This is a genomic window from Microbacterium sp. cx-55 (assembly GCF_021117345.1).
Classification (GTDB): Bacteria; Actinomycetota; Actinomycetes; order Actinomycetales; family Microbacteriaceae; genus Microbacterium.
Genome location: NZ_CP088261.1, coordinates 82,034 through 101,923, shown reverse-complemented (window position 1 = coordinate 101,923; position 19,890 = coordinate 82,034). Strand labels below are relative to the sequence as shown.

Below are 19,890 nucleotides of genomic sequence, written 5' to 3'. Positions count from 1 at the left end.
AGTGACGCCAGGCGGTCGCCGGCGTGGAGGAGATCCAATGCCCTACGCCGGCGACTCTCGCGCGCGCTATCGCCGCATCCTGCGCTTCGCCGCGCGCCACCTCGTGCAGACCTGGTGGTTCGAGCTGTTCCTCCCCCGCATCGGGCTGGGGAGGATCGGCGCGCGCAACCGCGAAGTGCGCCTGCAGCGCACCGCGCGCAGGTTCCACGCGCTCGCCGTCGAGCTCGGCGGTTTGATGATCAAAGTCGGACAGTTCATGTCGTCGCGCCTCGACGTGCTCCCGCCCGCGATCACCCGCGAGCTCGAGGGTCTGCAAGACGAGGTGCCGGCCGTCCCGTTCGCCGAGATCCGCGCGCTCGCGGAAGCCGAGCTCGGCGCCCCCCTCGACCGCGTCTTCGCCGAGATCGACCCGGTCCCCGTCGCCGCGGCGTCTCTCGGCCAGGCGCACCGCGCGCGGCTGGCCTCTCCCGCGGCCGACGACATCGGCTTCGACGCCGTCGTCATGAAGGTGCAGCGCCCGGGCATCGACGAGATCGTCGACGTCGACCTCGCCGCCCTCCGGAAGGTCGGCGGGTGGCTGAGCCGCGTGCGCCTCATCTCCGACCGCGTCGACATGCCGCAGCTCGTCGAAGAGTTCGCGCTCACGAGTCTCGAGGAGATCGACTACCTCCACGAAGCCGCCAACGCCGAGCGCTTCGCCGCGAACTTCGCCGGCGACGCGCGCGTCTCGACACCCGAGATCGTCTGGGAACGCACCTCGCGTCGCGTGCTGACCCTCGCCGATGTCACCGCCATCAAGATCACGGATGTGGACGCACTCCGCGCCGCCGGCATCGAACCGCACGATGTCGCCACCCGGTTCGCCGCGGTCATGTTCGACCAGCTGTTCGCCCACGGCTACTTCCACGCCGACCCGCATCCGGGGAACATCTTCGTCACCCCGGTCGGCACGGATGCGGACGGCGCCACGGACTGGCGACTCACCTTCATCGACTTCGGCATGATGGGCGAGGTCTCGAGCAGCATCCGCACCGGGCTCCGTCAGGCACTGATCGCCGTCGCCGCCCGCGATGGCAAGCGGCTCGTCGAGGCGATCCAAGAGGTCGGCGTGCTGCTCCCCTCGGCCGACACCGCCGAACTCGAACGGGCCATGACGCAACTGTTCGCACGCTTCGGCGGGATGGGGTTCGCCGAGCTCCGTGACGTCGACCCGCGGGAGTTCCGCGACTTCGCCGTCGAGTTCGGTGATGTCGTGCGATCGCTGCCGTTCCAGCTGCCGGAGAACTTCCTCCTCATCGTGCGGGCCATGTCGCTCGTCTCGGGCGTCTGCAGTTCGCTCGAGCCCTCCTTCAACCTGTGGGACTCGGTCGAGCCGTATGCCGGCCAGCTGGTCCGCGACGAGGGCCGCCACCTCGTCCGCGGCTTCGCGCAGGAGGCCGTCGCCGTCGTCGGCACCGCATGGCGGCTGCCGCAACGGATCGACGGGTTCCTCGACCGCGCCGAGGTGGGCGGCGTGAAGATCGACACCCCGCGGCTCGACCGGCGAGTGGCCTCACTCGAGCGCCTGGCCCGCCGCATCCTCTCCGCCGTGCTGTTCGCCGGGCTCCTCATCGCCGGAGCGCTGCTCCGCGTCGAAGATGCCGTCTTCGGCACGGTCCTGATGAGCGTGTCGGCCCTCCCGCTCCTGCACGCCCTGCTCTCCGGGCTCCTCGACCGCCCCGGATCACCGCGTCGCTGAGCGGCGCTGCGCGAGGGCGCCCAGCATCCGGTCGATCGCGAAGAACACGTACGCGACGAGCTGCAGCGCGACGTACAACCCGACGAGCCACAGCGCGACACCGCCCGGCCCGTTCCGATCGAGATCCATGAACGGGTACGGGTAACGCGTGCCGCCGCCGAACACTCCGCCCAGCGCGCCGTACCCGAACGCGAGGGCCACGTACCCGAGCGGAAGGAGCGTCCAGCGCAGCGGGTCAGTGGGGCGGACACGGCCCTTCGGGGTGAACAGCAGCCAGTCCACGATTGTGAAGGCGGGCGTGAAGATGTGCACGACATTGTCGGTCGGCGTGAACGGCTGGTACCCCGTGTTCTGGGTGAACGCCTCGGGCACGAGCACGATCAGGTAGACCAGCATCGTGACGGTGATCGCGAACATCACGGCCGCCGCGAACCGCGGTGATGGCGTCGACCATCCGCGTGCGCCGCTCGCGCGGAGGTCCCGGATGGTGCGAACGACCAGCAGCACGAACCACACCAGAACCAGCAGGTTGCTCAGCACCGTGTAGTACAAGAACTGCACGCCGCTCGGGCGTCCCGCAAACAATCCGCTGACGGAACCGATGCCCCAGCAGACCACGAGAATGGCCGCGAGACGGAAGACGAGGGCGAGCCGGCGATCGTGCAGGAGCATGCGCTCGATGGTAGGTCAGCGCGCACATCCGGTGTCGGGCTGGCGAACTCCCGGCCCGTCACGTTGCGTGCCCCCTCCCACAGGCGTAGTGTCCCCGCTCGTGACTAACGAGAGCGCGGAGCCCGCGCCGGAAACCCCGATAGCGAAACGCCTGCTGATCGGGGACCCTCTGGCATCGGGCGATGCGGACGACCATTTGCTGAAAAAGCGCATGGCGTTGCCGATTTTCGCGTCCGATGCGCTGTCGTCGGTGGCGTACGCGCCGCAGGAGCTCCTCATGATCCTGCTGATCGGCGGGATGTCGTTCCTCGCGTTCAGCCCGTGGATCGCGGTGGCGGTCGTGGTGCTGCTGATCGTGGTCGTGCTGTCGTACCGGCAGCTCATCAAGGCGTATCCCTCGGGCGGTGGCGACTACGAGGTCGCGCGCACGAACCTCGGCGAGATCCCCGGTGTCGTCGTCGCGTCGGCGCTGCTGGTCGACTACATCCTGACGGTCGCGGTGTCGGTCTCGTCCGGCGTCGACAACATCATCTCGGCCGTGCCCGGCCTGAACCCGTGGCGCGTCGAGCTCGCCGTCGGCTTCGTCATCCTGATCATCCTGGTGAACCTCCGCGGCGTCCGCGAGGCGTCGCGCGCCTTCGCGCTCCCGACGTATATCTTCATCGGCTCGGTCGCGATCATGATCGTGGTCGGCATCGTGCGCTGGATACTCGGCGACACCCCGGTCGCCTCAAGCGCGCAGTACGACGTACAGGCCGAGAGCCTGACCCAGGCCGCCGTGATCCTGCTCATCCTCCGCGCCTTCTCCAGCGGCTGCTCCGCCCTCACCGGCGTCGAAGCGGTCTCGAACGGGGTGCCCGCGTTCCGTCGCCCGAAGGTGAAGAACGCCCAGAACACCCTCGTCGCGATGGGCGCCGTCGCCATCCTGCTGTTCTCCGGACTGACCCTGCTCGCGCTCGTCTCGGGCGTGCACTACGCCGAGAACCCCTGCCATCTGATCGGCTTCGACTGCGCGAACCAGCCCCAACCGAGCCTCATGGCCCAGGTCGCGGGGGCGACGTTCGGGGTCGGGTCGATTCCGTTCTTCATCATCCAGGCCGCCACGGCCTGCGTGCTCCTGCTCGCGGCGAACACCGCGTTCAACGGGTTCCCGCTGCTCGGCGCGGTCCTCGCCCGCGACGGATACGCGCCGAAGTCGCTGAACACGCGCGGCGACCGCCTGGTGTTCTCCAACGGCATGATCATCCTGGGACTCGGCGCGATCCTGGTTCTGATCACGTCGGGGGCGAACCTCACGACCCTGATCCAGCTCTACATCATCGGCGTCTTCGTGTCGTTCTCGCTCGGTCAGATCGGGATGGTGCGGCACTGGCGGCGAGCGCTTCGAAACCTGAAGACCCTGACCCCGGAAGCCCTCGCGCAGGAATCCGCCCACTTCCACCGGCGCGAGATCATTTCGGGCCTCATCATCAACTCGATCGGCGCCGGCATGACCGCGGCCGTGCTGATCATCGTGACCATCACCAAGTTCACGCACGGCGCGTGGCTCGTGTTCCTCGCGATTCCGGTGCTGTCGGTGCTGATGATCGGCGTGAGCCGCTACTACCGCGACGTCGAGCACGAGATCCACTTCGATGAGAACACGCACTTCGGCGCCAGTGGCGACCTCGCGATCGTTCTCGTCGGTCGCCTGCAGAAGCCGGTCGCCAAAGCGCTGGACTACGCGGTCGCCGCGCGCCACGAGAAGACCATCGGCCTGCACGTCGCGGTCACGAAGGAGTCCGCGACCGAGGTGCAGAAGGACTGGCAGACGCACCGGATGCCGGTGCCGCTCATCATCCTGGAGTCGCCGTACCGCAGCTACGCGGCGCCGATCACCGCGTTCATCCAGGAGTACCGCGCCAAGCACGGGTCGACGGTCGTGACCGTGTACCTGCCGCAGTACATCGTCGGCCACTGGTGGGAGTCGTTCCTGCACAACCGCCGCGCCCGCCGCATCGCGAACCAGCTGATGCTGGTGCACGGCGTGACGATCACGCTCGTCCCGTGGCTGCTCGATTCGTCGGAGGTCGTCTACGGACGCCGCTCCCGGCCGCTGCTCGGACAGGAGCGCGCGGGCGAGTTCCGCCCCGACTCCACCGGAACGCTCACGATCATCCGTTCCCCCGCGGCCGCCGTCGATGCGGTGGCCGACGGTCCGGTCGCGCCCGCGCCGGGTGGCTCGGGTGGCTCGACGCCCGCGTGATCCGGCCGGTCGGGCTCGCCCAACGGGCCCGACCGCTCTCCCACCGAACTAGCCTGGTGAGGTGAGTACCACCGAGATTCCGCGCCTGGATGCTGCGTCCCTGCGCGCCGACTTCCCGATCCTCGACCAGCTGATCGGCGGCGAGCGTCTCGTGTACCTCGACTCGGGAGCCACCAGCCAGAAACCCCGGTCCGTCATCGACGCCGAGGTCGCCTTCCTCACCCGCGCCAACTCGGCCGTGCACCGCGGTGCCCACACCCTGGCGGCCGAGGCGACCGACCTGTACGAGGACGCGCGCGCGACCGTCGCCGGTTTCGTCGGCGCCGCGCCGGAGAACCTCGTCTGGACGTCCGGGGCGACGGCCGCCCTGAACCTCGTCGCGTACTCGATCGGCAACGCGACCGCGGGTCGCGGAGCACCGGCGAGCGCACCGCTCGCGCTGCATCCGGGTGACGAGATCGTCGTCACCGAGAGCGAACATCACGCGAACCTGATCCCCTGGCAGGAGCTCGCCGCCCGCACCGGCACCGTGCTGCGGCACATCCCGGTGCACGACGACGGCACGCTCGACCTCGACGCCGCCGCATCCGTCATCGGTGCGCGCACCCGCGTCGTCGCGTTCACGCACGTGTCGAACGTGCTCGGCATCGTGAACCCGGTCGTCGAACTCGTGGCGCTCGCCCGCGCGGTCGGTGCGCTGACGGTTCTCGACGCGTGCCAGTCCGCCCCGCATCTCGCGCTCGACCTGCCCGCGCTCGGCGTGGATCTCGCGGCGTTCTCGGGCCACAAGATGCTCGGGCCGTACGGCGTGGGCGCCCTCTACGGGCGCACCGAGGTACTCGAGGCGCTCCCGACGTTCCTCACGGGCGGATCGATGGTCACGACCGTGACCCTCGACGACGCCGAGTTCCTGCCGCCGCCGCAGAAGTTCGAGGCCGGCACGCAGCCCGTGTCGCAGACGATCGCCCTCGCCGAAGCGGTGCGCTACCTGCAGAACCTCGGGATGGATGCGGTCCAGTCGCACGAGCACACCATCGAGCGCCGGATGATGGCGGGCCTGCGGGGCATCCCCGGCGTGCGCCTGCTCGGCGACGCCGAGGGCGTATCCCGCGTGGGTCTCGCATCATTCGACGTCGACGGAGTGCACGCGCACGACGTCGGGCAGTTCCTCGACGCCCGCGGCATCGCCGTCCGCGTCGGCCACCACTGCGCGAAGCCGCTGCACGCACGGTTCGGCATCACGGCATCGGTGCGGGCTTCCGCATCCGTCTTCACGACCGAAGACGACGTCGACGCACTGCTCGAGGGCGTGTCGGGCGTGCGCGCCTACTTCGGAGTCGGCGCATGAGCGGGCTCGACGGGCTGTACCAGGAGCTCATCCTCGACCACTCGAAGCACCCGCACGGCAAGGACCTTGCCGCCGAAGAGGGTCGTACCGCGACCTCGCATCAGCGCAACCCGATCTGCGGCGACGAGGTGACCCTCCGGGTGCGTCTCTCGGACGACGGAGACACCATCCGCGACGTCACCTGGGAGGGTGCGGGCTGCTCGATCTCGCAGGCATCCGCATCCATGCTGTCGGTGCTCGTCGCGGATGCGGCCGAAGAGCGCGGCGGGATGACGCACGCCGAAGCCCGCGAGTTGATCGCCGGCTTCCGCGACGCGCTGCGCTCGCGCGGCACGATCGAGCTCGACGAGGAGGTCTACGCGGATGCGGCGGCCCTCTCCGGAGTGGGCAAGTACACCGCGCGCGTCAAGTGCGCGATGCTCGCCTGGGTCGCCCTCGAGGACGGCCTCATCCGCGCCTGAAGCGTGGGGCTGGTGCCGGAGCGCGATCTGCGCCGCCCATGTCCCACTTTTCGCGGAGCATGTCCCACTTTTTGCCGCTATCGACCCCTCATAGCGACAAAAAGTGGGACATGGATAGAAGCGCCACCGCGAGCTGTGGACAGAAGCACCACCGGGAGCTGTGGACAGCGGCGGATGCGGCACACCGCTCGGGCAGAATGAGCGCTGACACTGTCTGACGAGGGGAATGTCCGTGGCCGCTGCGAGCGATCTGTCCGAGTACCTCCGAGGCCTTCCCGAAGAGCGCAGAGCGACGTTCGGCCGCCTCGCCGCCGCCGTCGCCGATATCCCGGTGCCCGCATCCATCAAAAGCTTCGTGTTCCGGGCCGGGCAGAAGGACCACCCGGTGTACGACGACGCGGAGCTCGTGTTCTGGCGGGCCGTGCAGCAGCTGCAGCTCCGCGAAGCGGTGAGCGACGGCGAGCTGCCGCTCACCTACTGGGGGTTCCACTCGATCGATCTGCTCGCGCGTCGCCGCGTGAACGGCATCCTGATCACCGACCGCACCGTCTACGTCGACGATGTCGGGCGCGAATCGGCACAGATCCCGACGGCGACGGTCGACCCCGCCACGATCCGGGTCGCCGACGGACGGCTCGAGATCGCGGGTGTCGGCATCGATCTCGCTCAGGTCGCTCGGCTGCTCGAGCCGACGAGCGCGACGGATGCCGTCGGCTACCTGTCGGCCGTGATCACCGCGGTGCGGACGGGTGCGAGCGAACAGCCGGACGCGAGCCCCGCGTCACAACCCACCGTCGACGAGCTCGTGCGAGCGAGCCGGTTGAGCGGCGACTTCCTCCTCCCGTCGCGACCGAAGGATGCGAAGGGACTCGCAAAGCTGACCGCCAAATGGAAGGTGCCCGCCGACGAGACCCTGCTGGTGTCGCTCTCGAGCGCAACCTTCGCCGGCGTGTACGGCATCGCGATCACGGATGCCGCCGTGTACTCGCGGGACCTCATGGAGCCGGTGGAGCGGACGCCGCTCGGTGAGGCGGATTCGTTCGCGTGGGATGCCGAGACGAAGACGTTCCGGATCGCGGACGGGCATCTCGCACCGACGCTGCCGGCGATCACCGATGACAATCGCGCCTACGTCGCGGACCTCATGCGGAAGCTCTTCCGCGCGGCGCGCACGGCGTAGCATCGGGCACGTGGGCGCATGGAGTGGGGAACCGTTCGGGAACGACGCGGCGGCCGATTGGGCGAGTGAGCTCGATTCGCTGACCGACTGGGGCGCGGTGCGCGCGGCGCTGACGGCCGCGGCTGGCGTGCCCGATCTGGACGCGGATGCCGCGAGCTGCGCGATCGCCGCCGCCGAGACCGTCGCGCACGGGATCGGGAAGCCGACCCAGAACGACGCGTACACCGATTCGGTGCACAGTTTCGTGGAGCGGGCCGGTCGCCCCGACGACATGCTCGTCGCGCTGGCCATCAGCGGACTCGCCGCGGCGACCTCGGCGGGCAGCGAACTCACCGAACTGTGGGAAGAGGACGACCCCGAGGAGTGGCGCACCGCGAACGAGGCACTCCGCGACGCGCTCGAGCGCGCCTGAGCGAGCGGCCCGCCCCGCATCCCAATCCGCAGCCGTTCCGCATCCGCGGCGCATCCGCATCCGTGAACGCGGAATGCCCGCCGAGTTCAGGACTCGACGGGCATTCGGATGCAGTGTGCGACTGCGAGAGCGTTACTGCGCGGCAGGACCGCGGCCGCGGCTGCTGCGACGGTTGCGCGGAGCCTCGCGGGGCGCCTCGAACGCGGGAGAACCCGTCGACGAGGAGTAGCGGACGGCCGAGCCGGTTGCCGCCGGGCGAGCGCCGGAGCGACCCGCACCGCTGGAGCGGCCTGCGCTCGCACCGGCGGTGACGCGACCGGCACCTGCGCCGGCACCGGAGCGACCGGCGCCCGCAGCGGAGCGACCCGCACCGGCACCCGCACCCGCGCGACCGGCGCCGCCGGAGCGACCGCCACCCGCGGGGCGACCAGCGCCACCCGAGCGGCCAGCGCCGCCGGAGCGACCCGATCCGCCCGTGTTCTGCTGCGCCGCGACGGGCGAGGGCTTGACGTGCGGGGCAACCTCGCCGACGAGTTCCTGCACGGCGGGGTGACCCGCGGTGACGGGCTCGAACGGAGCCGAGATCGCGGCCTTCTTGAGCAGGTCGGCCAGGTCGCGCTTCTGCGAGAGCAGCACGACGGTCACGACGGTGCCCTCAGCGCCGGCGCGGGCGGTACGGCCCGAGCGGTGCAGGTACGCCTTGTGCTCTGCCGGCGGGTCGACGTGCACGACGAGCTCGACATCATCCACGTGCACACCGCGCGCGGCGACGTCGGTCGCGACGAGCACGCGCACGCCGCCCTGCGACAGCGGGGCACCGAACGCGGCGAGGTTGCGCTCGCGGGCGTTCTGCGACAGGTTGCCGTGCAGGTCGACGGCGGGGATGCCGTCGGCGATCAGCTTCTTGGCGAGTTTCTTCGCCTGGTGCTTGGTGCGGGTGAACATGATGCGGCGGCCGGTGCCGGACGCGAGCGCCTGCACGAGATCGTTCTTGCCGTCATCCGACACCTGGAACACGCGGTGGGTCATCGCGGCGGCGGGAACGCTCGACTCATCGACCTCGTGGCGCACCTCGTCCTGCAGGAACTTGCGGACGAGTCCGTCCACACCGCGGTCGAGCGTGGCGCTGAACAGCATCCGCTGTCCACCGCGCGGAGTCGCACCGAGGATGCGGGTGACGACCGGCAGGAAGCCGAGGTCGGCCATGTGGTCGGCTTCGTCGAGCACGGTGATCTCGACGCGGTCGAGGTGCACGATCTTCTGCTTCATGAGGTCATCGAGCCGGCCGGGGCACGCGACGATGATGTCGACGCCGTTGCGCAGCGCCTGCTCCTGCGGCTTCTGGCTCACGCCGCCGAAGATGGTTGTGACGGTGAGCCCTGCGGCTTCGGCCAGCGGGGCGAGGGTCGCGGCGATCTGCGTCGCGAGCTCGCGGGTCGGGGCGAGCACGAGGCCACGGGGGTGCCCGTGGGTGCGGCGTCCGCCTTCGAGGCGGGTGACCAGCGGCAGCGAGAACGCGAGGGTCTTGCCACTGCCTGTGCGGCCGCGGCCGAGGACGTCACGGCCGGCGAGAGAGTCGGGGAGGGTCCCCTCTTGGATGGGGAACGGCTCGGTCTTGCCGGAGTCGGCGAGGATGCGGGCGAGACGTGCGGGCACGCCGAGTTCAAGGAAGGAAGGCATAGGTGCTTTCGGATGACGCGGTCCGATGACCGCTGAGGTGGGGCGACGGCGGGGGGTCCCGCGCCGGTTCGCCGCTCGAGAAATTCCACGGCTACTGGAGAGCCGGAAGCGTATCGACGACGCAGCGCACGAAGGCGCGAGCCAACTCTACCACCCACCGGCCGCCCGGCTCTCTGCCGGCACTCAGCCGCATCCGCATCCCGCGCCCGCGCCCCTGCCTGGCCGCGCGCCGCCCCCTGCCGCGCGCCGCCCCCGCCCGCTGCCGCGCGCCACAACGCGACGAAACGGGTTCTTCGCGCCGAAACAGTGGGGTTACCCCTACGTCTCGGCGCGAAGATCCCGTCTCGCGGTCGGGTGAAGAGCGACCGGGAGCCCGCAGAGCCCGGGAGCACGCAGCGCCCGCGCGGGCGCCTCAGACCAGCGGAGCGAGCACCCGCTCGAGGCGGGCGTAGCTCGTCTCCATCCCGTCGGTCATACCGGTGGCCAGCACCATGTCGCGCACCTCTTTGTCGGGGTACTCGATCAGGGTCGTGACGAGAGTGGCGCCGTCTTCTTCGTACAACGTCAGGTCGTTCGTCGTCGAGGCGAAGTCGGTGCCGGTCATGTGCTCGGTCGTGACCGTGCGCCGCGCCGGCTCGACGAGAAGCGTCTCGCCGTCGAAACCGAACGGCTCACCCTCGGTTCCCTCCTCGGGCGCCCAGGCGTAGCGGTAGCGTCCGCCGACCGTCGGATCGATCTCGCACACGGTCATCCGCCAGCCGTCGGGGCCGAGCAGCCACTGCTTCATGAGCTCCGGCTCGGTGTAGGCGCGCCACACGAGCTCGCGTGGGCCGTTGATCAGCCGCGTGATGCGCACGTGCTGATCGGTGAGAATCTCGGTGCGCGTGCCCTTGCCCTCGGCGTACGCACGCAGATCCTGCAGCACGATGTCGAGCTGGTTGAGGGCGAGCGTCGAGCCCTCGACGGCGCCCATCGCGAGCGTCTGCTGAAGTCCCTCGAGCGAGCTGAAGTGCGTGGTGCTCGTGAATCGGGATCCGGATGCGGTCGCCTCGAACTCGAACCGCATCCGCGACACCGGCATGCCCTCGGCCGGCTGCCAGGACTCGTCAGCGAAGGCGTCGAGCACCTCGAAGCCGGTCTCGGGGTGGATCGCCACGAACTCCCATCGGCCGCGGAACGTCTCCCCCTGCGGACTCGTCATCGCGTAGTGGGCGAACCCGCCGGGCTCGAAGTCGAACCGCTCGAACGTGGAGGGGTAGCCCGGAGGCCCCCAGAATCGTTCGAGCTGGCGCGGGTCGGTGAACGCGCGCCACAGTCGCTCCACGGGCGATGGAAACTCGCCCACGAGCGTCATGGTCAGGGCGTCGGCGTCGGTGGTGACGGCGGTGACGGGCATGTCGTGCTCCTTGCGGGATGGGAAAGCGGGGCGGATGCGGCGGCTACCGCATCCGGATCAGGGTTCTTCGGCGAGGAGGTCGTCGAGTCGGTCGATCCGCGCGCGCCACATCTGCTCGTACTCGGCGAGCAGCCGGCGGGCGCGGGCGAGGGTGGCGGGATTGGCACGCACGAGGCGCTCCCTTCCTTCGGCGCGCTTGATCACCAGCTCCGCCGCCTCGAGCACCGCGACGTGCTTCTGCACGGCGGCGAACGACACGTCGTAGGCGGCGGCGAGGGCCGAGACGGATTGCTCGGCCTCGATGGTGCGCCGCACGATGTCGCGGCGCGTGCGGTCGGCGAGTGCCCGGAAGATCCGGTCCACCGCGTCGTCGCTGAGCTCGAGTTCTACAACCATTTGGTTGTACGTTAGCGCTCCCCCGCCCGCCCCGCAACACCCCTCTTGTCGGGGACGCGTTCTCGTTGCACTTGCGGACCCTTACGTTGCACTAATTCCGTTTGTCATTGCATTGGATGCAGCGAAACGCCGATGCGGCTGCGCCCGCTGTGCTTCTCCAGCGGGAGCATCAGCACCAGGCACGCAGCGTCGCGAGCCCGTAGGGAGGCATCCAGGTGCGACCGGTCGACATCGCGAAACAGATCACGACCAGGCGCCGCTCTGCGGGCACCGAGGCGCGCTGGGTGCCGCGCAAATGAGAACGGCGCCGGCCTCGAGCGCAGCATGCCGTTACCAGCAGAGAGCTCGGCGAACGGGACTGGGCTGCGATTGATCCTGTGCCGGTGCGCACCTCGAAAGGCGTCCGTCACTACTTCACCCGGCGCGCTGTACTTCTGGGAGCGCACACGCAGTCATGTGTGGTGCGAGTCTCAAGCAGAGCGCTGGGAAGTCCTGTGGCTGGACTACGCAGAGGTAGAGGCCGAACGCGGATGACGCCGACGCAACTCGGCGAGTAGCCACCAGGCATGACGCATGCACGGCGGAGGGGATTGCCCCGCGGAACGCCAACGGGCCGCGAGCATCAACAGCACGCTATGCGTGGGGTGAATGAGCACAGACCCCTGCGGCGGAGGGCCAGAATGTGAGGGTGAGCTCGTCAGCGCGCCGGAGCAGCTGGGCAAAGCGCTGGGGGCTGCCAGCGGCACTAGTCGGGGCGCTGGTCGCCGTTGTCATCGGTTGGACGGGCATCGGTGACTGGCGTCCGTTCTGCGGACTGACCGGAACATGCACGGTCCCTGGGACGCAAGCACCGTCGCCGCGCGAGCTCTCCCCGGGCAGTCCGGTCTCCATCGTGTGGTCTGGTGCGGGTGACGCCGTGGTGGCGGAATGGGACCCTGTGGAGGACTCGACACTGGATCACTACGTGGTGAACATCGTCGCCCTCTACCCGCAGTCGTTCACCGTGGACGCGGGATACCGGGACGGGGAGCAGTTGTTGACCTCACGGGAACTGAATCCCGCATCCGACTCGGTCCACCGTTTTGAGACCAATGGCGAGCCCCTCACCCTCACCGCCGACCAGACGTGGCAGGTGTGCGTGACCGGCTACCGGCCGATCCCAGAGGGCGAGTACATCGACGAGTACGAGATTCAGGGCAGCGAGCAGTGCTCTGACCCGTTCGCGATCCCTACGGCGCCGTGACGGTGTCGGTGGGGACATGGTTCAGTGACGTCATGAGTCGAATGAGGAAGCGTCGAGCGCACCCGAAGCCGCCGACTGCGGTCAGCGGACGGGACACCTTGGAAAAGCAGCTGGACCGGCTGGTCACGGAGGTAAACGACTCCGCCGACCCCATCGGCATGCTGAGCATGCGCATCAACAACGAGCTTGCTGAACTCACCAGCACACTGTCCTCCCACCGACCCGAACGTGTCGTCGAACTCGCCCGCGTCGCGTGCCTGCCGTGGGTGTTCGAGGGGATAGTGAAACCCGACACCGACGGCGGCCCGACCAAGACGGAGCTGCTCACACTGCTCGCGCTCACCGCGTCAACTGCGCAGGACCCCGGTTCCTCCCGGACAGAGGTGATGAACGGCCTCTACCGCGAAGCGCACGATTGGGCGGAAGCGGCAGGGTCGGTTATCCGCATGGCTCAGGCGCTGCAAGCCCTCCAATCCCAGGATGACCCGCTCGCGAGGATCGCAGCATCCGTGCATCGACGGGAAGTGTGGATCCGCAACACCTCCTACCCGGACATGGTCAAACGCACCCACGACCTCCTCTTCGACAGCCAGGAAGTCACCGGCCTGCTCCGCGGGACCGTCGGATTCGATGCGGAGGACGCCGCTCGAGTGCTCACCGCGCTCAGTCAGGCACAGTCGAACGCGACCAACGACCGCTGGGTCGCGCTCGGGGAGACAGCGCACTCCCGCCCCCCGCTCCTGGCCGACGTGGGACTACTGGGGTTGACGTCGGAGGAGCGGGTTGCTTTCAACCGGTTCTGGCAGCCCACCGCTGACCTCGTCGCCTTCACCGCAGCCGAGGTCGACAAGCTCGCCGGATGCGGGGTCGATGTGACCGGCGCGGTCTTAAAGCACTTCAGCGTCATCCGGGACGACAGCACACCACGGCAGCTCGTCGACCGGTTCGTGACCGGCGACAACCCGCTCCGCACTAACCCCATCCTGCGCACCACGGATGACCGGTTCATCCTCATCCACGACGGCCTGATCCGGCCCGCGATCAGGGAGAACCTGGAGCAGACCATGCGGGGCACAACCGTGTGGGAGACGTATCAGGCGCGCCGGGGCACCGTGTTGGAGGAAATCGGGAGAGCGGCCTTCGAGCGGCTCCTGCCCGGCACCGTCACGCACTTCGCGTTCGACTACTTCGTCCCCGGCACCGACGCCGAGGCGAACCTGCCGCCCGCGAAATACACGAAGCGAGTCGAGGGAGACATGCTGTTCGTGCTGGACGATGTTGCCGTCATCGTCGAAGCGAAAGCCGTAGCCATCACCCCGGCCGCCCGAGCCGGCGACACCCGCGGCCTAAGACGCAACCTCACCGACCTCATCACCAAAGCCGCCGACCAGGCCAGCCGAATGCAGCAACGCCTCGCAGAAGACGGCGGCCTGCGACTCAAGGACGGCACCTGGCTCGACCTGTCGCATGTACGGGAAGTGCACACCGTCGCGCTTACCCTGGAAGACCTCACTCAGGTCGCCACCGCCACCACCGCCCTGGTGGAGGCCGACCTCTTGGACCAGGACCGGGTGCCCTGGGTGGTGTCCATCCACGACCTGCAGCTGATCGCCGAGCTCATCGACAAACCCGCAGACTTCCTCCTCTACCTGCGCAGACGTCGCGATCCGGAGATGCCTACCTACTATCACGCCATCGACGAGCTCGACCTGCTCCTGTACTACCTCGACGCGGGGCTGTATGTCGCCCCCGACCCGATCGCGATGGCGGCTGAGCTCCCGTACGCGTCGGCAATCAACGAGGACGACTTGCGCCGCCGTGCGGAGCAGCAGACGGTGTTCGTCGGGATCCGCACCGCCCCGTTGGACGCATGGCACCAGGCGCAGATCGACGCCACCGTTCCCCGCGCTCCGAAACCGCATCGCACCGCCCGCCCGATGGACAAGCTGGTCGGCGAACTGACCGCGCGGCGGGACTACGGCTGGCTAAGCATCGGGGCCACCCTCCTGGCTGGAGACACAGACACTCAGAAGGGGTGGGCTCGGGTGCCGAGGATGCTGCTGTCGAACCGGCGCAGGGACGGCAACGGCCGCAGCTACTTCTCCGACGCAGGCAACACGCGGGCCGACGCGTGGGCGCTGATCTGGGTCACCCGTCCACCTCGCACGCACCTAGAAGACCTCGTCGACAAGGCGACCGCCTACCTGGAGGACAAGAAGTACCAGATCGAGGTGCCCCGCGGCGTGGTGTTCGTCTTCGACGAGGGCACTGCGCGACTTGCTCACGTCATCTACGACGGTGAGTCGCTGCCGCGCGGCCCCGAGATGGACGAACGGTCAAGCCGCCTCGACCCGTTCTGAGGGTCTCAGTGAGGCCGAGCGGGACCGCCCCGTTTCGAATGCCCCGGCAGATAGGGCCAATGCAAATTCCGCTGACAGTTGTCTCTCCTGACCGCTTCAGCGGGTGCAAATGTCTCAAATGCGATGCCCCGATTCCGGCGATACTTGTCCGAAACGAGCTCGTGTGGGATTACGGGCTGCTCTCGCCGATCGGTTCGCGCGCGCTCGGGGGTCTCCGTAGCCGTCGACGGCTGGGTATGAGCACGAGGCCGAATGCGACCGCTGCGGGCACCCAAACAAGGAGGCAGGCCATCAGCACGGTGATCACGTCGGGAGCGATCACTGATTGTCCTCGCAGGGCCTGGAAGTAAAGGGTCAGGATCAGACCGACGTAGGCGGCTCCGCCGGCCCACACTGCACCACGCAGCCGGCGTTCGGGGGTTTTGATGATGCCTCGCGCGACGAGCACGGTGAGGAGCAGTGCGGCCAGAGGGAGGATTTGCAGGACGTGCAGCCCGACGAAGTGCGCCACCCGTAAGTCGCCGTGCACTGTGGACCATCCGAGGAACGGCAGTCCCGGCCCTTGCACCTGTGGGCCGCCGATTGTGTGGCCTCCGACGAAGAGCCGACCGGCTTCTGCCTGGCCCGGTTTGGGCTGCGTCATCGACGCGCCTTGGATCGCACCTAGGGTCATGATCGGCACCGAGAGGGTGATGGCCAGCCCGATGAGTCCTTCGAGTCGGCGCCGTGCCAGGACAACGCCGACGATCAACGCCGCGATGGCGAAGATGCCGGTGCCCGCTGCCATCGCTCGAAAGACCGCGCCATCGAACGGGGTTGAGTAGTTGAAGTGCGACATGACACCGCGGGCGGCTTGCATCGTGATAAGCACGATCTCGAGAACCATGGACCAGCCGACGAGCTCCAAAGCGATCCTGCCGATTCGACCGACTTTCACGCGGGCGTAGATCCAGAGCATGGTCGGCCCGAACGCGAGGAATGCGAGCGAGAACTTGATGGGCTTGGTCCAGGCGGGCACGCCGGCCACCAGTGCTTGGTCCCAGACGCTCATCGGGATGGCGATGAGCAGCACGACGGCGTTGAGGATGGTGAGGACTGTTAGTCCTGTGCTGACCTTCCAGGAGCCGCTCACGAGCTGGCCGATCTTCATCACGACGCTCACGGCGTCGCCGCCGCGACTTTGGTCTGTCTCATTGTGTGGTGGCGCCAAGCGAGGAAGAGCGGGAACGTGAACGCGAGAGCGATCAGGAACGTGAGCGGGATGAGAGCCCAGGTGTTGCGCATGCCCAGTCGGCGGCCCTCGACGACGAAGAACACGCACGATGCCACCGCGACGACGAGTACGTCTGTCGCTGCCGATGAAGAGGCAGCGGTTGCGAACCACGCAGCGAAGTAGTCTTCGCCGGTGGCGAAACTGGTGAGGTTGAAGTACCAGGTGCCGATCACGCCGACGCCCGCGATTGCCAGGTAGAGAACGATCACGAGCCTCTCCCTCGGTTCAGGAGAGACATGTCACGTGAGTCGCGACGCGACGACGGCGATCCACACGATCACCCCGGTAGCGATGAGGACGGCGCTGATCACGACGGCAGCGATGGCCAGGTTGTTCGATACCCCGGCTCTGCGACTTTGAACGATCGCGATGATCCCGAGGATCAGGGCAATCACTTGGAGGAAGAACGACAACACGAAGGCCGTGATGCCCATCGTCCTGCCCGGGTAGTCGGTCGCGGCGGCGTAGGTCCCGTTGGGGCCGATGGTGCGGTTCATGGCTCATCCCTTTCGTGGTGTGCTTGGCACGAAAGCTACTGAGGCGTAGTGGATGACTTGTGGATGAGGGGTGGATGCCGCTCACGGATTCGGGATGGAGTCCAAGCCTTCCTGGATCTCCGCGACCCACCAATCCGGCATGTAGGAGCCCGCCTGCGTCAGTGCGGTCTCAAACGCTTCCCTGGCCTCTTCGTACCGTTCCAACCCGAGGAGCGCGAAACCCCGGTGCCGGAGGCCGCGGATGTGGTTCCCGCCGAGGTCGAGGATGTTGTCGGGCAACATCATCGTTCGTGTGGCGACCGCCAGAGCCTCGTCGAAGCGCTGCACCTTGATGAAGATGCGAGCGGTGGCGTTGAAGAAGTTGTTGAGGGTGTTGGGTTGCGCGTGGCGCTCCGGGTGGGGCCCGAGTCCGTCGATGAGTGCAAGCGTCCTTTCGGCGACGATGACACCTGCGGTGATGTCGGTGCGTGTGAGGGATCCCACGATCAGCGCTTGGGAAGCCACCTGACCGGTGAAGTCGGAGAGTTCCGCGTATTGTGCTGCGGCTTGTTCGGCTTCTCTTTGCGCGGCTTCGATGTCGCCAGCGACGAAGTAGTACGAGTCGGCGAGACTGTATCGGCAGCAGGCGATCCAGTAGGGATCACCCCACGCCTCGGCGGCCGCGAGTGCTCGGCGTGCAGCGTGCTCACTGTCACTAGGACCGATGTCGTCCGCCGCCGCCGCCGACGAGGCGTGCAGTTGGATGACATGCGACTCCATGTCGTTGAGGTGCAGGGCGGAGGCGGCGCCGATCGAGTGCAGCTCGAACCATTGAGGCCATTGCCACCAATCAGCCGAGATATGCGTGAGCGCCATCGCTGTGTCTACTACGAGCTCGTGCTCGCCGCGCTCAGCTGAGTTCTTGAACGCGCCAAACCAGTGATCCGATTCTGTGACCAACCAGTCTTTGGCTTGTTGCAGTTCTTCGCGACTCGCTGAGCTGGCGACGGGGACAGATGTGTGAGCCGGGGGGAACAAACGCGCTGCTCGTGCTGCACTGGTAAGAATCCATCGATTCAAGCGGGCCTGCTGATGGCGCGATTCGACCGCTGAGGCCTCGTCTCGGAACCGATCGGCAGCGTACACGCGGAGAAGGTCGTGCAGTCTGTACCGATCCCCGCTCACGCTTTGGAGCAGCCCGAGATCGGTGAGCGTGTCCAGGTGGTCACGGCAGACGTCGGGGTCGAGATTGTCGATCGACGCGGCCATCGCCGCGCTGAATGTGCGGCCGTAGAGCAATGACAGGCTCCGGAAAAGGCGCCGCCCATGGGGTGGGAGTGCGTCGTAGGAGAGTGAGAATGCGGTGTTGACGGCCACATCGCCGGCGACGAGTTGCTGAAGCCGATTCCGCTCGTCTGCTAGGCGGAGGATGAAGTCGCTCACCGACCACTCGGGTCGCGACGCCATCCGGGCGCCCGCGATACGCAGCGCGAGGGGCAGGTCTCCGCACAGCTCAGCCAACAGCGAGAGATCCGCATCGGGTCTGCGCGCTTCCGGGATGAGCCGTGCGAGAAGTTCGGTGCTCTCCTTCCGGGCCAGCGGACCCAACTCAATCCGTTCTGTTACCTCAAGACCGGGCAGTGCGCGTCGAGAGGTGATGATCACCGTGATTGGACCATCGACGGCCAGGACCGGACGTACCTGAGCTTCGGCCGACGCATTGTCGAGAACGACCAGCAGGGGCGTTTCTACTGCCGCACGCCAGGCATCAATCGACTCATCGAGAGAACCGGGAGGCTCTTCTCCTCTGTTCACCTGGGCGAGGAGAGCGCGAAGGACCTGCAGCGGGCTGAGTGGGGAGGGATCGAACCCATGAAGGTTCGCGAAGAGTCGCGACTCCCAGCCACTTATGCCGTGGAGTGCTTCCAAGGTTGTGGTCGTCTTGCCGACACCAGGTGGTCCAGTAATCAGCAACGCGGTCGGCGTCTGCTGCTTTTCGATCCCGCCGGTGGCGAAAGACCGAATAGCTGCCAGCTCAGCGTCACGCCCACTGAAGCTGGCAACTCGAGACGGTTCCGCTGCAACGGGTCGATCCTCCGGCGTTGATGGCAATCGGTCCGAGCTCGAGCGCCCCGCGGTGCCATTGGTCGGTTGTGGATCGAGTACTTGCCGGTGCGCAGCAACGAGCGCGTGGCCCGGATCGATCCCGAGTTCCTCGACAAGACGGGTTCGGACCGTCTGAAACACTGCGAGGGCCTCGGCTCGTTGTTCGGCGGCGCCGAGCGCTGTGATGTAGCTCGCTTGGACCGGCTCGTGGAGAGGTGCAATCGCCGCTGCCATATGCAAGTGGGGAATCACCCGGTCGGGCGCGTCGAGTCGGATCGCGAGTGCAGTGGCCGCAATGACCGTGTCTGTGAACTCCGCATTCAGCGACGCGAACATGCTGGCAGATGCAGCCGCGCCATCCAGACCGATACCGACGGGGCCGCGCCAGAGGTTTAAGCCCTCGACATACAGGTCGAGGGCTTTGCCAGAATGCTGCTCGACAAGCGCAAGGCGGGCACCGGTGAGTAGGGACCGGAACTTGTTGAGGTCCAATGTCGCGTCGTTACTCGTCCACACATACCCGTTGCCTCGACGTTGGATGTAGGAACCGCTGTGGCGTGGCGGAATATCTGGTTCGAGGAGATGACGCAACGCGCCGACGTATTTGTGTAGAGAGTTCAGCGCGCTCTGCGGAGAAGCGCCTCCCCAGATGATCTCGATGAGGGTCTCGGCGCTCGTCGGGCGGCCGGTCTGGGCAAGAAGGACAGAGAGCAGATGCGCCTGCTGAGGCGGGCCCGCGTCAAGCTCGGCGCCACCCCGCCAGAGCTGCAATGGCCCGAGAATCTGCAGCCGGAGTGGATCAGCCGTCAGGCCGTCGTCGTGCGCACGATCATCGCGGGTGCTCAAAAGTTTCAACTCCCGCATGTTCGACGACGGAGCGCCCGAGGGTATGTCCGGCGCGGCC

The 19,890-nt window shown here is 67.6% G+C and carries 16 protein-coding genes; 8 read left to right on the top strand and 8 right to left on the bottom strand.

What is annotated here, in order from left to right; all coding sequences use genetic code 11:
- Positions 1–37: 37 nt before the first annotated feature.
- A complete protein-coding gene (locus tag LQ938_RS00500) occupies positions 38–1,738 on the top strand; it encodes an ABC1 kinase family protein (protein WP_223722108.1) in 1,701 nt (566 codons plus the stop codon).
- On the opposite strand, the gene LQ938_RS00495 is transcribed toward LQ938_RS00500, so the two are convergent.
- Positions 1,724–2,410: a Pr6Pr family membrane protein gene (locus LQ938_RS00495; protein WP_223722107.1), complete on the bottom strand. Its 687-nt coding sequence runs from the start codon at positions 2,408–2,410 to the stop codon at positions 1,724–1,726. The genes LQ938_RS00500 and LQ938_RS00495 overlap by 15 nt on opposite strands.
- An 88-nt stretch (positions 2,411–2,498) precedes the next feature.
- Between LQ938_RS00495 and LQ938_RS00490 the strand changes: the two genes are divergently transcribed.
- From LQ938_RS00490 to LQ938_RS00470, 5 genes are all read left to right on the top strand, one after another.
- Positions 2,499–4,655, top strand: coding sequence for an APC family permease (locus LQ938_RS00490; protein WP_223722106.1), 2,157 nt, complete (start codon positions 2,499–2,501; stop codon positions 4,653–4,655).
- A 61-nt stretch (positions 4,656–4,716) separates the two neighbouring features.
- Complete coding sequence (locus LQ938_RS00485; RefSeq protein WP_223722105.1) at positions 4,717–6,003, top strand: aminotransferase class V-fold PLP-dependent enzyme; 1,287 nt, start codon at positions 4,717–4,719, stop codon at positions 6,001–6,003.
- The gene (gene sufU / locus LQ938_RS00480) at positions 6,000–6,464 is read left to right on the top strand and encodes a Fe-S cluster assembly sulfur transfer protein SufU (protein ID WP_223722104.1); all 465 of its coding nucleotides are present in this window, start codon (positions 6,000–6,002) and stop codon (positions 6,462–6,464) included. Before LQ938_RS00485 ends, sufU begins: the two co-directional genes overlap by 4 nt.
- Before the next feature lie 232 nt (positions 6,465–6,696).
- Positions 6,697–7,644 (top strand): hypothetical protein, encoded by a 948-nt coding sequence (locus tag LQ938_RS00475; protein ID WP_223722103.1) that lies wholly within the window; start codon positions 6,697–6,699, stop codon positions 7,642–7,644.
- Between the two features lie 10 nt (positions 7,645–7,654).
- Positions 7,655–8,056, top strand: coding sequence for a DUF4259 domain-containing protein (locus LQ938_RS00470; RefSeq protein WP_223722102.1), 402 nt, complete (start codon positions 7,655–7,657; stop codon positions 8,054–8,056).
- A 132-nt stretch (positions 8,057–8,188) separates the two neighbouring features.
- On the opposite strand, the gene LQ938_RS00465 is transcribed toward LQ938_RS00470, so the two are convergent.
- The 3 genes from LQ938_RS00465 to LQ938_RS00455 all read right to left on the bottom strand — a co-directional run bounded on the left by LQ938_RS00465 (position 8,189) and on the right by LQ938_RS00455 (position 11,528).
- Positions 8,189–9,736, bottom strand: a complete 1,548-nt coding sequence (locus tag LQ938_RS00465) for a DEAD/DEAH box helicase (protein WP_223722101.1) — start codon at positions 9,734–9,736, stop codon at positions 8,189–8,191.
- 412 nt (positions 9,737–10,148) lie between these two features.
- Positions 10,149–11,132: an SRPBCC family protein gene (locus LQ938_RS00460; RefSeq protein ID WP_223722100.1), complete on the bottom strand. Its 984-nt coding sequence runs from the start codon at positions 11,130–11,132 to the stop codon at positions 10,149–10,151.
- A gap of 57 nt (positions 11,133–11,189) precedes the next feature.
- Positions 11,190–11,528: an ArsR/SmtB family transcription factor gene (locus LQ938_RS00455; protein ID WP_223722099.1), complete on the bottom strand. Its 339-nt coding sequence runs from the start codon at positions 11,526–11,528 to the stop codon at positions 11,190–11,192.
- Positions 11,529–12,420: 892 nt separating this feature from the next.
- Here LQ938_RS00455 and LQ938_RS00450 point away from each other — a divergent pair.
- Both LQ938_RS00450 and LQ938_RS00445 read left to right on the top strand, forming a co-directional pair.
- Complete coding sequence (locus tag LQ938_RS00450; protein WP_223722098.1) at positions 12,421–12,771, top strand: hypothetical protein; 351 nt, start codon at positions 12,421–12,423, stop codon at positions 12,769–12,771.
- Entirely contained in the window at positions 12,768–15,131 is a 2,364-nt protein-coding gene (locus tag LQ938_RS00445; protein ID WP_231341345.1) for a hypothetical protein, read from the top strand. Before LQ938_RS00450 ends, LQ938_RS00445 begins: the two co-directional genes overlap by 4 nt.
- A 169-nt stretch (positions 15,132–15,300) precedes the next feature.
- On the opposite strand, the gene LQ938_RS00440 is transcribed toward LQ938_RS00445, so the two are convergent.
- The 4 genes from LQ938_RS00440 to LQ938_RS00425 all read right to left on the bottom strand — a co-directional run bounded on the left by LQ938_RS00440 (position 15,301) and on the right by LQ938_RS00425 (position 19,850).
- On the bottom strand, positions 15,301–16,293 hold the full coding sequence (locus LQ938_RS00440) for a hypothetical protein (protein ID WP_223722096.1): 993 nt from the start codon (positions 16,291–16,293) through the stop codon (positions 15,301–15,303).
- Entirely contained in the window at positions 16,290–16,613 is a 324-nt protein-coding gene (locus LQ938_RS00435) for a DUF2834 domain-containing protein (protein ID WP_223722095.1), read from the bottom strand. Before LQ938_RS00435 ends, LQ938_RS00440 begins: the two co-directional genes overlap by 4 nt.
- A gap of 30 nt (positions 16,614–16,643) precedes the next feature.
- Positions 16,644–16,901, bottom strand: a complete 258-nt coding sequence (locus tag LQ938_RS00430; protein WP_223722094.1) for a DUF4190 domain-containing protein — start codon at positions 16,899–16,901, stop codon at positions 16,644–16,646.
- An 81-nt stretch (positions 16,902–16,982) separates the two neighbouring features.
- Positions 16,983–19,850 carry an AfsR/SARP family transcriptional regulator gene (locus LQ938_RS00425; protein WP_223722093.1) on the bottom strand — a complete coding sequence of 956 codons (2,868 nt, stop codon included), beginning with the start codon at positions 19,848–19,850 and terminating at the stop codon, positions 16,983–16,985.
- Between the last annotated feature and the right edge of the window lie 40 nt (positions 19,851–19,890).